Source organism: Peribacillus sp. AS_2, from assembly GCF_026891895.1.
In the GTDB taxonomy this organism is placed as follows: Bacteria; Bacillota; Bacilli; order Bacillales; family DSM-1321; genus Peribacillus; species Peribacillus frigoritolerans.
On the sequence record NZ_JAPTGA010000014.1, the window covers coordinates 1 to 12,616 of the forward strand.

General features: G+C 41.4%; 14 protein-coding genes. 6 read left to right on the forward strand and 8 right to left on the reverse strand.

Annotated elements, in window-relative coordinates; translation table 11 throughout:
• Nucleotides 1-237: 237 nt before the first annotated feature.
• On the forward strand, nucleotides 238-795 hold the full coding sequence (locus OTG27_RS20950; protein WP_268937994.1) for a peptidoglycan-binding domain-containing protein: 558 nt from the start codon (nucleotides 238-240) through the stop codon (nucleotides 793-795).
• A gap of 499 nt (nucleotides 796-1,294) precedes the next feature.
• Here the strand turns inward: OTG27_RS20950 and OTG27_RS20955 are convergent, their stop codons facing one another.
• The gene (locus OTG27_RS20955) at nucleotides 1,295-1,741 is read right to left on the reverse strand and encodes a hypothetical protein (protein ID WP_268937995.1); all 447 of its coding nucleotides are present in this window, start codon (nucleotides 1,739-1,741) and stop codon (nucleotides 1,295-1,297) included.
• A gap of 198 nt (nucleotides 1,742-1,939) precedes the next feature.
• On the opposite strand from OTG27_RS20955, the gene OTG27_RS20960 reads away from it, so the two are divergent.
• Nucleotides 1,940-3,367 carry a phospholipase D-like domain-containing protein gene (locus OTG27_RS20960; protein ID WP_268937996.1) on the forward strand — a complete coding sequence of 476 codons (1,428 nt, stop codon included), beginning with the start codon at nucleotides 1,940-1,942 and terminating at the stop codon, nucleotides 3,365-3,367.
• 125 nt (nucleotides 3,368-3,492) lie between these two features.
• Complete coding sequence (locus OTG27_RS20965; protein WP_268937997.1) at nucleotides 3,493-4,344, forward strand: MBL fold metallo-hydrolase; 852 nt, start codon at nucleotides 3,493-3,495, stop codon at nucleotides 4,342-4,344.
• 39 nt (nucleotides 4,345-4,383) lie between these two features.
• On the opposite strand, the gene OTG27_RS20970 is transcribed toward OTG27_RS20965, so the two are convergent.
• The 6 genes from OTG27_RS20970 to kynU form a co-directional block, all read right to left on the reverse strand.
• Nucleotides 4,384-4,731, reverse strand: a complete 348-nt coding sequence (locus OTG27_RS20970; protein WP_268937998.1) for a hypothetical protein — start codon at nucleotides 4,729-4,731, stop codon at nucleotides 4,384-4,386.
• 144 nt (nucleotides 4,732-4,875) lie between these two features.
• Nucleotides 4,876-5,508 (reverse strand): LysE family translocator, encoded by a 633-nt coding sequence (locus tag OTG27_RS20975; protein WP_098866059.1) that lies wholly within the window; start codon nucleotides 5,506-5,508, stop codon nucleotides 4,876-4,878.
• 145 nt (nucleotides 5,509-5,653) lie between these two features.
• Nucleotides 5,654-6,277: an arylformamidase gene (gene kynB, locus OTG27_RS20980; protein ID WP_268937999.1), complete on the reverse strand. Its 624-nt coding sequence runs from the start codon at nucleotides 6,275-6,277 to the stop codon at nucleotides 5,654-5,656.
• 39 nt (nucleotides 6,278-6,316) lie between these two features.
• Nucleotides 6,317-7,171 carry a tryptophan 2,3-dioxygenase gene (gene kynA, locus OTG27_RS20985; protein ID WP_191928677.1) on the reverse strand — a complete coding sequence of 285 codons (855 nt, stop codon included), beginning with the start codon at nucleotides 7,169-7,171 and terminating at the stop codon, nucleotides 6,317-6,319.
• Between the two features lie 46 nt (nucleotides 7,172-7,217).
• The gene (locus tag OTG27_RS20990; protein ID WP_057276868.1) at nucleotides 7,218-8,639 is read right to left on the reverse strand and encodes an amino acid permease; all 1,422 of its coding nucleotides are present in this window, start codon (nucleotides 8,637-8,639) and stop codon (nucleotides 7,218-7,220) included.
• A gap of 88 nt (nucleotides 8,640-8,727) precedes the next feature.
• Entirely contained in the window at nucleotides 8,728-10,005 is a 1,278-nt protein-coding gene (gene kynU / locus OTG27_RS20995) for a kynureninase (RefSeq protein ID WP_268938000.1), read from the reverse strand.
• A 171-nt stretch (nucleotides 10,006-10,176) separates the two neighbouring features.
• Between kynU and OTG27_RS21000 the strand changes: the two genes are divergently transcribed.
• Complete coding sequence (locus tag OTG27_RS21000; protein ID WP_268938001.1) at nucleotides 10,177-10,791, forward strand: TetR/AcrR family transcriptional regulator; 615 nt, start codon at nucleotides 10,177-10,179, stop codon at nucleotides 10,789-10,791.
• A gap of 67 nt (nucleotides 10,792-10,858) precedes the next feature.
• Here OTG27_RS21000 and OTG27_RS21005 read toward each other — a convergent pair whose 3' ends face one another.
• On the reverse strand, nucleotides 10,859-11,236 hold the full coding sequence (locus OTG27_RS21005; protein ID WP_268938002.1) for a hypothetical protein: 378 nt from the start codon (nucleotides 11,234-11,236) through the stop codon (nucleotides 10,859-10,861).
• A 245-nt stretch (nucleotides 11,237-11,481) separates the two neighbouring features.
• Here OTG27_RS21005 and OTG27_RS21010 point away from each other — a divergent pair, with 245 nt between their 5' ends.
• Entirely contained in the window at nucleotides 11,482-11,829 is a 348-nt protein-coding gene (locus tag OTG27_RS21010; protein WP_268938003.1) for a lmo0954 family membrane protein, read from the forward strand.
• Between the two features lie 19 nt (nucleotides 11,830-11,848).
• Entirely contained in the window at nucleotides 11,849-12,484 is a 636-nt protein-coding gene (locus tag OTG27_RS21015) for a PspA/IM30 family protein (protein ID WP_034309579.1), read from the forward strand.
• The last annotated feature ends 132 nt before the right edge of the window (nucleotides 12,485-12,616 follow it).

A 12,616-nucleotide genomic window follows, 5' to 3' on the forward strand; every position in this document is an offset into this window, starting at 1 on the left:
ACCCGCTCAATTAACGATGTTTGAAGTTATAGGTAAACCCCCTTTTGTTTTTATTCAAGAAACGGGACTTCCATCATATACTGGCTTTTGGAAATGCCACGATGAATCATATTTACCATTTTTTATAATTAAAGTAATAAAACACCAATAGAATAACTCCTTGCGTTATAATGAATGGGCTCCAAGGGAAGTGTCAGAAACCTGCAGGAGTGATCATTTGAATGGAGGTTATATGTCTTGAAGAAAAAATTATTGGTCATGATTCCAACAGTTGCCTTGATTTTGGCCCCTTTAGGAACGGGGACTTCAAATACCGAAGCGGCATCAAAGGGAAGTCAAATCCAGAAAATCGAAACGAAGGCGGAAACACGCCCGACCCTCAAGAAAGGCTCACGTTCAAGTTATGTAAGAGACTTACAGCAAAGCCTTAAAGATGTTAAATATCATGTAGGTGTTGATGGGATTTTCGGTACCCAAACACAAAATGTGGTAAGGGTGTTTCAAGTGGATCATAACTTAGCTTCAGATGGTATCGTCGGACCGAAGACATGGGCTGCTTTAGATGAAAATAAGGTGGAAAGAAGACAGTTCACGGAGAAAGACGCGATCGCGTTAGGGAAGAAGAAGCTTGGCAGCAACATCGTATTCAGCGGTGATGGCAGATTGCTGAAAGATGGCAAGGGAAAATCATATTACAACTTTAAAGCAGCTAATAAAGATTGGATCGATCAAGGCGGCTCAGGAACGATTGGGTGGTTCCACATTTATAAAGATGGCCGTGTAGTGGAACAATAAAAGAATACATGCTACATGCAAAAATGGTTCTCACTTTAAGTGGGATTTTTTTTATGTAAAGCATCAAGAAGACTAAATGCATCTATTTTTGGCTATAAATAACAAGTAAATACAGATATAATAGTAAATGGACAGCAATTTGGTATAGTGGGCAGCGGTCACTCCTTTTCAGAAAGGGGGTGTCGCTGGTGATTTCTATTATGGACGGACTGATGCTAATGATTTCATTTGCCTCTTTAATCGTCGCAGTAATCGCGGTTACATTAAAAAAGTAACCCCCTCCATACCATCCGGCCAGATGTATGTAGGAAAAGGGTTACTTTCATGATCGAGTAGCAACTGACTTACCACAGAAAGCCGCTGCTCTTTATGCAGTTTGCTGTTCATTGAGACGCTGGTTTAACCAGTGTCTTTTTTTTATATTTATTATTATATCCTCATTTTCCCTATACATTCAACTAAAAAACCTGGATGTAATCTTGAATAAAAGTAAAATCAATTAGATTTTCGTTAAATTCTTGCCGTTTTCCAGTTTGAATGTTTTCATCCCTTTATAAGAAACAATCGCAGGAATCATACAAAGCAAGGCCATCGGTAAACAATAAAGAAGATAGAGATGCCCTCCGCTATCGAGCAAGGGAATGAAGGCTAATGCAACAAAAAGTAAAGTGAAAAAAATGATCGTGAAAATCCCGAAAGATTGATGATAGAATGCATGTATTTCCCTTCTTCGTTCACCCTGGTTGGGTAAGGTCTTAACTGCTTTGTGCGTTCGAAGGAATAGGTACAGGGAGAACATTAGAAATAAAGCGGAAAATGGCAAAGCGATCGCAAATAATGAAACGTCAAGAATGGAAAGATAAAAGCTGGATAAAAAGAAAACCTCTGATACCCCTAATGCAAAACAATAATTGAAGATACTTATTCTATCAGGTTGTTTAAGCATGAAATCCCTCCTTCTATATCATATTATGCAACTGCTTTCATGTTCACCACTTTGTCACATTTAAAAGGAAAAAAATTCTTCCAATTCCACTCATCGCCGCTCGCTGCCCCGTCGTGTGTATCAAACCTGCCGATGTTGAATAGAGTCTTTGCATTTTACGAATAGTAATAAAATATCGCTTAAAGGGGGGAGTGCTCAATGACTGTAAAAACGGCAATTAAGGGATTATTGCTTGTTCTTCTATTATATTTCCTTTATGTAGTTGTGACGGCTGTTGTTCTTTTCCCAAAAGCAGAAAAAGAAGAAGACAGGCAGATTAAACAGGTAAGTGAATATATGGGAGAGAAGGAAACCACCGTGGATCGTGTCCTGCTTTTCGAAGACGGCTATGAGTCTGGCCTCGCAAGAATGCGAATGATCCAGGAAGCAAGGCATTCAATCGATATCGCCTACTATGCTTTTGGAAAAGGTGAATCAACCGAGCTTTTTCTTGGAGCCTTGATTGATGCGGCTGACAGAGGTGTCAAAGTCCGAATCCTTCTGGATGGAATGGCTCATGGGCTTAGAGGTCAATTAAGCAGTGCCCGTTATGCATTGGCTTCACATGATAACATTGAATTAAGATACTATGAAACCTTTAAGCCATTTAAGCCGTGGACCTGGCATAATCGCCTTCATGACAAAATCATCACGGTAGATGGAAAGCTAGGCATCATCGGAGGCAGGAATATTGCCGATAAGTACTTAGCAAGCAAGCCGCCGAGGAATTTTGTCTATGACAGGGATGTACTCATTTTCAATGCTAAAGAGGAGAAAGATAGTGTAATCGTTGAAATGAAGGACTATTTGAATGAATTATGGACCCATCCGTTTACGAACGATGTTTTTTCGGACCTGTCAAAAAGGCAAATGGAAAAAGGAAAACGCGAAAGAAATGCATTAGTGAAAAAATACAGCAAAGCTTTGCGCACTGAAACCGATTTCGTGAAACCAGTCGTCGATTGGAGCAAGGCTACAACACCTACTAAAAAAGTGTCCTTCATTCATAATCCGATCGAACGGTTCAACAAATACCCTATAGTGTGGAGATCTTTATTGGGTATTGCCGCGAACGCCAATCAATCGGTATACATCCAAAGCCCCTATATTGTCCCTGCGGATGCCTTGAAGGAATATGTACCGAAGCAATTGGATTCAAAGGCTGATTGGACCATACTTACCAACTCGGCTGCCTCAACCCCGAACATGATCGCTTTTTCCGGTTACTTGGCTTTTAGGGATCGCGTCGTTGGGACGGGGGCAAGGGTATATGAATATTCAAAGCCTTATTCTTTGCATGGTAAATCGATTGTCTATGATCAACGATTAAGTGCAGTGGGTTCCTATAATTTGGATTCTCGATCTGCCTTTTTAAATACAGAATCGATGGTGGTCATCGATAGTGAAAGATTTGCATCACAGTTAATAGGAGCCATCGATTCAAAGATCAAAAATAGTACACTCATTGCGGACAATAAAAAATATATACAACCGCCGGAAGATCGGAAAAGGGAAGAGTCTTTTTTTAAGGCCACCTTTTTAAATGCCCTATCGAAAATTACGGTATATTTCAATAGGTTCATTTGAAACAAAAAGACAGCAATCTCAGCGATTGTTGTCTTTTTATCCTTTTCCGGAGATTATCTTATGAATACATATGTAATTTGCTATACTTGAGCAAGCTAACTACAACAATTAAGGAGAACGGAAACATGCAAACATTACAGCACCTATCGAAACATATTGCCTACCTGCCGCCGGTTCAGGAAACGGATCGCCCGGTTCTTGCCGCCGTGACGGGAAACAAGAAAACGCTCATCATCGATGCCGGTAACTCTGTCAGGCATGCACAGCTTTTTGAGGACGAATTGCGCCGGAATGATATAAGCGGGAATTTCCTTGTGCTTACCCATTCCCACTGGGACCATGTATTCGGACTGGAGAATATCGGGATTCCGGTGATTTGTCAGGAAAAAACATACACGAGCATTAAAGATATGCAGCAGCTTTCATGGGAAGATCGGGCCCTTGATCAACGAGTCGAAGAAGGAACGGAGATTGCCTTTTGTGCCGATGCAATCAAATTGGAACATGGGACGAATAGAGAGATTTCCCTTCCCCTGCCCGATATCATCTTTGAAAAAACGATGACGATCGATCTCGGCAATATAACCTGTGTCATCGAACATGTCGGCGGCGACCATGCCAATGATTCCTGCATCATTTATATACAGGAGGAAAAGACCTTATTTCTGGGAGACTGCCTGTATGCCAATCTTTATGCGGAAAAATGGAATTATACGGCTGAACAGGCTTTGCTGCTTCTTAAGAAAATAGAAGCCTATGATGCCGAAACCTATATACTTTCCCATCATGATCAGCCTCGCACGAAACTGGAGATGGAGGCGGAGCTTAAGCTAATGAAAGAATGTGCCAGAGCGGTGGTCGAACATCGGGGAAACCGGGCTTTAATGGAGCAGGAATTGGCTAAAGAATTAAAGCGGGATTTAACTGAGGACGAGCTCGAAACGATTGGATTTTTCGTGAATGGGTATGTTGACTGACTGAACTATAAAGTGGGGGATGAGCTGGCATTATTGGGCTCATACCCAGGCCGATAAAAAAGAGATAATAAACGTTATTAGTGCTGAAAGAGTGAGAACTGATAGGAAGCCTGATATGATTTTCCCTGCTTTTGCTCCTCTATTATCAGGATATATATGACCAATAATAAAGGAGGGGATGAAAAATATAGCCGAATAGAACACTGTATAATGAATACCTGAATCTCCATTTGACCAGGAGCTAAGTCCGATAGCGTGTAAAATTTGATCTCCCATGCAAGATTCATCGCCAAATTCAAACGTAAACAATATTCCCAATAAACATAGCACGATAGAAAGTGAACCTAATCCGATATCTTTTGTTTTCTTAATTTCAATGGTTGCCATGTTCTTTTTCCTCCTTGCATTAAAAACCAAATTATGGTTTTTTGTAACGTAACTCAGCAAGTACTTAAATCCCTACACCTGTACCAGAACCCCGATATATTAAAACTGCACCTCCAATGTCTAACAATTAGGGTGCAGTTCAAATTAATTATGGGCTTTTTCTAGAGCTAGCTTTATCCCGAAACCAATCAAGACTGTCCCGGTTATTCCCTCGAATATCGCTTGGGTTCTAGGCTTTTTCATAAAAGCGCTGATCTGGTTCAGCAGATAGATATAAAATACAAACCACAACGCAGTTAAAACGGTATACGTCATGCCCATGATCAGGAACGGTAAAAACGTATCATTCCCCGGATTCACGAATTGAGGCAGAAACGTTAAAAAGAAGACGGCCACTTTAGGGTTCAGCAGATTGGTAAGGAACCCTTGCTTAAAGCATGACTGGTTTTCGTACTTACTTTTGACCGTCGTTTCCGCCGCTGCGGCCACTTGCTTATTCCTTAATCCCCATAGTGTCTTGAAGCCTAGATATACCAAGTAAACGGCACCGGCATATTTGAAGATGGAAAATAATAAAGCGGATTTCACAATGATCGCTGAAAGTCCGAACACGGCAGCAGATGTATGAATGAGCAGGGCACAGCATGTGCCGAACATCGTTTTAAAACCTCCCGAAGTCCCTACGGTTACGGTGTTCCTTGTGGCTATTGCTGTATCTGGACCGGGTAAGATGATGAGAAGGATGCACATGATGATGAATAAATAAAAGTTTTCCATATTTGGACCTCCACTCTTAGTGATGAATTCTGAAAATTATAACATAGATGCACGTGATTTAGGGAGATAAATTTGATAGTTAATGATTACAAAAAAACAAGCCAAATCAGTTTTTGATCTGGCTCGTTTTTTGAAAACATTTTGTTTAGGGCTTTTTCAACACAGCACGTACAGGACTTCCATCTGCTTCAACTAAAGGAAGAGGGAGGGCTGCCAACTCATAATTACCCGGTTCGATGCCGTCTAATACAAGTCCTTCCAAAATGTGAATGCCATGATCGGCAAGTTCATGGTGGGCAGACAGTTCTTTACTATCCAGTGGATCTACTGATGGTAAATCAAGTCCAATAAGACGGACGCCGTGTTCTGAAAGATATGCCGCTAATTCTGGCTGGATATGTGGAATGGTTTGTGGAAACACACTTCGATCCTTCCATGCATCCGTGCGAATTAACAGACGGGTAACGCCTTGTAGATCTATATGGGATAATTCGTTGACTCCGATGCTTGTCTTGTTTGGTAAATGGATAACTCGGGCATTTCCCATATATAAGTCGAGATCCAAATCAATCACTCTTTTTCCATCATCATCAAAATGAAAAGGTGCATCAATATGGGTCCCGGTATGGATACTCATATTGATTTGACCTACATTGACAGATCCACTTTCTTCTTTACTCCAATTGACTTTATAAGAGAAAGGTGTATCTCCAGGCCAAACTGCAACGTTATCATCCAGACGTTGTGAAATATCAATCCATGTCCCCATGCATTTACCTCCAGTTCTTCTGGCTGTTTCTTGAATATCTTATAGCTTCGTTCTTAGACTCCATAGCTCTGGGAAAAAGTGTTGATCCAGTGCTCTCTTTAAATACGTTACACCTGATGATCCGCCCGTTCCTTGTTTATTACCAATAATCCTTTCCACTGTGGTCATATGATTAAAACGCCATAATTGCTGTTGATGGCCGATGTCCACTAACTTCTCGCCCAGCTCATATAAGTCCCAATATTGCTCAACATCGCGGTAAACTGTCAGCCATGCCTCTTCTACACTGGCATTTGGTTCATATCTTTGGGACCAATCCCTGCTGAGGGCTTCTTGATCAATAGGTAATCCGCGTGCCACAAGAGCATTGATTGCCGCGTCATATATACTTGGCTCATGTAGGGCCTGCTGCATTTGCTCGTATAAATCCGTTTGGTGCTGATAGACGGTTAGCGTATGGACATTCTTGTTTCCTAATGCGAATTCAATCAAACGATTCTGGTAAGATTGGAATCCGGAAGATTGTCCCAGTTTATCCCTGAACTCCATGTATTCAGCCGGTGTTAAAGTTGAAAGGACATTCCATGACTGGATCAATTGCTGCTGAATCCTCGAAACGCGAGACAGCATTTTAAACGAAGGTTCCAACTTGTTTTGGCGGATGGACTCTGTTGCTGCTGTCAATTCATGTAAAATGAGCTTCATCCATAGCTCACTCGCTTGATGGATAACGATAAATAGCATTTCATCATGATGATCGGAACATCTATGCTGACTGGTTAAAATCTTATCTAGGTGGAGGTAATCTCCATAGGACATCGATTTTTGAAAGTCGGTTTGAATTTCTTTCTCTAGACCCGTTATTGTTTGTTCATTTTTATCTGTATTCTTCATTCCGCAATCTCCTCACTTTTCGCAAAAAACTATTTATTCCGCCATTCTATTCTATCTTCTTTTCCAGAGATTCTTCCATTACATTATGGTTAATATTTCTTCCTTTTGAAATAAAATAAGCAACAGCTAAAAAAAGTAACCAAGGAATCCCGAATTGAAGCATGATTTTGAAATCCGTAAACCATGACGTAATCATCAAACTGAATAGAAGAACGGCTCCTAGTATCGTTAAATAGGGGAAGCCGATCATCCTAACAGGTAATTTGCGTCCGCCGGTTTTCTCCCATTTCACCCTGAAAAACAAATGGGAAATGAAGATCATGAGCCATGTGAACATGGCACCGAACATGGAAATCCCCATCATGAAAGCATAGGATGAACCAGGAAGTAACGCATGAACGCCTGCAGCGATGAAAATCCCCGTTGAAGAGACAGCAAGGGCTTTCGTAGGAACACCGCTTTTGTTTAACTTTCCTAAAAAAGTAGGTGCATGTTTTCCGCGTGCCAATGAAAACATCATCCGTGTTGAAGCATAGAGCTGAGCGTTCATGGCAGATATGGCAGCCGTTAGAATAATAAAGTTCATGATCCCGGATGCACCTGGAATGTTCAGGATTTCCATCACTTTTACGAATGGGCTTACCTCGATCCCGGCCGTTTTCCAAGGAACGATCATCAGCATGATGCCGATTGTCAGCACATAGAAAGTGGATAAACGGAACACAGTCGCTTTTAATGCTTTTGGGACGGCGGCATCGGGATCTTTTGCCTCCCCTGATGTAACCGCTATCAATTCAGTTCCAAGAAAGCTGAATAAAGAAATAAATACGGCTATCCACATCCCCTTCAAACCAAATGGGAAAAAACCGCCTTCATTCACGAAGTTTTCCGGTCCAATATGCGGCTGTTCGGATGAACCGAACAGTACATAGGCCCCAAGTAGGATAAAGCCAACAATGGCACTTATTTTAATAAAGGAGAACCAATACTCAAATGTCGCGAATGTATTCACGCTGGTAGCATTTACATAAATCAGGACACCTGCAAACAACAAAATCCATACGATTCCCGGGACGTTCGGAAACCAATAATTCATATATACGCTGACTGCACTTACTTCAACCCCAACAGCCAAAACATTGCCAATCCAATAGGAATAGCGGACAAGATAGCCTGCCATTGGACTCATGTACTTTTCCGCAATGGCCCCAAAAGATCCGGAAGTAGGGTGGGCAACCGTCATTTCGGCTAAACAGCCCATCAATAGTAAGACAATGAACGCCCCAAGAGCATAGCTGAGCAATACACTTGGCCCTGCCGCTTGAATCGCAAGTCCGCTGCCAAGAAATAGCCCCGTCCCGATGGCACAGCCCATCGCGATCATGGAAAGCTGACTTGTTTTCAGCTCTCGCTTTAATCCTTTTTCTGGCTCATCTTTAAAGTTCAATTGAGTATTGTTTTTCTCCATAGTTCATCTCCTTTTTATCAAAAAGATTTTATCCTGCCCTAATTAATTAACCATTTGAAGGATGAGCCCCATCTGGCGGAACTCCGGGTTATGCGACCACTTCACGCTCATTCTTGTATTTTTCATATTGTTTTTCTGACATGATTTTCTTGAGTATTTGTACAACTTCCCAAACTTCCGCATAAGAAGTATAGAGTGCAACCGGGGCGAGGCGAATGATGTTAGGTGCACGGAAATCGGGAATGACACCGTTCTCTTTCAATGCCTTGCATATCCGTGCAGCTTCTTTATGCTCAAGGCTTACATGACCTCCGCGGCGGATGTCTTCTCTGGGAGTTCCAATGAAAAATCCCATGTCTTCCAATTCGAATTCGACTAAATCCATTAAATATTGATTGATTTTCAGGGATTTTTCACGAATATTTTCAATTCCAGCTTCTATGAAAATGTCCAAAGACCCAATCAAAGGTGCACAGCTTAACACATGCGGCGTGCCAATTTGATACGCTCCTGCTGAATCAGCTGGTGTTAAAGTATGTTCCATATCGAATTGTTTATCTTTTTTGGAGCCGAACCATCCAGCCAATCCAGGCATCGTCCCAAAATGTTTTCGATTTACATATAAACCGCCAACACCGCCAGGACCGCCATTTAAATGTTTATAATTACACCAATACGCAAAATCCACATCCCATTCGCTGAATGAATGCGGGATGGCACCGATGGAATGACATCCGTCAAATCCGATTACAATGCCTCTTTTATGAGCTTCATCAGTCAACCGTTTCATATCCAGTATTTGACCGCTGCGATACAGGACCGTTGGCAAGATGATCAAAGCGATGTCATCGGTCATTGCTTCGATGATGTCATCTTCTTCAAGAAATCGGCCATCACGGCTTTTCACGCGGATGAGATCGGTTTCCGGATCGTATCCATGTGTACGCAGCTGACTTTGAAGAGCATAAATATCAGTCGGGAAGGTTAATTCATCAGCCAAAATCTTTTTGCGCGTTTCTTGAGGCTTATAAAAAGTAGCTACAAGCTGATGCAGATTTACAGTTGTGGAGCCGGTTACAATAACTTCCTCGGGAGAAGCTCCGACCAATTGGGACATCTTCGCGCCCAATTTCTCAGCCATGAAAAACCATGGGTGATTCCCTTGCGTCCATCCATCAATCCCATGCTCTTTCCAATCTTCCAAAGACTCCAGAAGAGTGCGTTCAGCCCTTTTCGAAAGAAGTCCCAATGAGTTTCCATCCATATAGATGGAATCCGGCTTTAAATAAAACTCTTCCCGAAAACCTTTAAGCGTATCATTCTCATCCATTTGTTTAGCGTGATCCAATGTATATTCAGAAACCATAATCATCCTCCTATATTAGTTTTTTTAAATTCTAGGAGAATCGTACCAAAGAATATGACACAGTGTCAATAAGTTAATTCAGAAAATTAAAAACATTCAAGCTGACATTCCAACAAATGTTTTTTATTTTATGGAAATCCTTTATGCTAGAAGATAAAGGGAGGAATAAGCATGGAGAATAGCAAAACAGGGGATAAACGGCATTTACGCTCGATCATGACACGACAAAAGCTATTGGAAGCTGCAAAGGAAATATTTCTTGAAGAAGGTTATCAAGCTGCGCTTATTTCCCAAATGATCAAAAGGGCAAACATCGGATACGGGACAGCCTATGTTCATTTTAAAGGGAAAGAGGATCTGTTAATTGTATTAATGGAAAATGTAATGGAGCAATTCTATGAAATTGCCGAGACCTCTTTCTTTCCAAAATCAAAAAACGAAGCAAAACATATCATCAACAGACAAGCTAATGCATTTTTGAAAATGGCAGAAGCTGAACGCAACATGATGCAGGTCTTCGAACAGGCCATTGGCATATCAACCATTATTTCAGATAAATGGAAAGCGATCCGCATGAAGTTCATTCAGCGAATCTCAAAAGATGTGGCCTATGCACAGCAAAATGGACTGGCTAGAGCTGAACTAAACCATGAGCTTGTCGCAAGAGGATGGTTTTTCACAAACGAAATGTATCTATGGGAAATCGTGCGAAACGAACATCAAAGTTCAGTAGAAGAAATATCTCAAACCATCACCTCAGTCTACGTCGAAGGCTTATATGTGTAATGATGGTGGCAGCTAACCAATCTTCCGATTATATACAATCGGAAGATTTTTTTTTTATTTTCAAAACTCACGAGTAAAGCGGGGCATAATTCACGAGTAAAGTGCTCAAACTCACGAGTAAATGGTGCAAATTCACGAGTAAACTGCCCAAATTCACGAGTAAAGTGCCCAAATTCAGGAGTAAATGCAAATTTACGAGAAAAACAGCAAAACTCACGAGTAAAGTGCCCAAACTCACGAGTAAATAGCGGAAACTCACGAGTAAAGTGCCCAAACTCACGAGTAAATAGCGGAAACTCACGAGTAAATGCAAATTCACGAGTAAATAGCGCAAATTCACGAGTAAAGTGCCCAAACTCACGAGTAAACTGCCCAAATTCACGAGTAAAGCAGCATAATTCACGAGTAAACTGTTCAAATTCACGAGTAAAACCGCAAAACTCATGAGTAAATTGCTCAAACTCACGAGTAAATAGCGGAAACTCAGGAGTATATCCTCAAACTCTGGTATATATCGCTCAAACTTACAATTAGGTGCAAATTCCCGAGTAAACCGCCAAAATACCCTCCTCATTAGCATCGGACTTATAGCGTCTACGCCTTAAGTCTTACTAGAAAATATAGCTAAGGCTCATTATACGAACCTGTAAAAGTAGATAAGATATAAACATAGAAAGGAGGACGAAAACAATGAAGAAAATTAGTTTATTTATTGTAGGACTGATCGCACTTTTCCTGTTGCTGGCGAACGTTGGTCCACTGATCAGCCTGGCGATTTGCTTGGCGATCCTATACTTTGGGTTCAAGCAGTTCATGAAGTCCGAATCGACAGGGGCGAAGATTGCGTGGGGATCAGTCTCCATTATCGTGCTGATCGTTTCTATTTCCCATATCCCGGCAATATTGGGACTGGTGGCAGCTTATGTTCTTTACCTGGTTTATAAAAAATGGAATGAAAATGATGAAAGTGCTTCATCGAAAGAAAGTGACCCATTCTCAAATTTTGAAAGAGAGTGGAAAGAGTTGAATAAGAACTAATAGAAGGGATGTAATTGGAATGGGTAATTTATTTTCAAGAATGAAACAAACGATTTCGGCTGATTTTCACGATCTGTTGGATAAAAAGGAGCAAAAAAATCCAATTGGGATGTTAAATCAATATTTGCGTCAATGTGAGCAGGAGACGGAAAAGGTCGGTAAGTTGCTTGAACGTCAGTATCTTCTGAAAGAAGAGTTTACGCGTGAATATAATCAAGCGCAAAATCTGGCTGAAAAACGTAAGCATCAGGCTGAGATTGCCAAGCAGTCGGGAGAGACCGATTTGATGGAGTTTGCTGTAAAGGAAAGCCTGCACTATGAAGAGCGTGCGCAAAGTTTGAAAGAGGCGCATAAAAGTGCAGAGGTTCAGTTGGCTGAGCTGGAGCGGAAATATGAAGAAATGAAACATAAGCTGAAGGATATGCATCTAAAGCGGTTGGAACTGATGGGCAGGGAAAATATTGCCCGGGCAAATAACCGGATCAATCGGGTTTTGGACGGAGGCAGTTCCGAAGCCAAACCGGTAGCGATGTTTGAAGAAATGGAGCATTATATCGATCGCATCGAGCACCAGGTCCATACAGATTATAATCGGCATACGATCGATGCCAGGATTGTTCAGCTTGAAAAAGAATTGGAACAGAAAGAAGCGTAAAGTTTTTTTAAGGCATCGCTGTCATCCCCTCGTCTTTTGGAATGGAGGGCGGGGGAAAACAGGCTGTCAGAACGTGACAATTTCATGGTATTCTTAAAAGGCACGGGTTTCTGTGCCTTTTAAGAATATCGT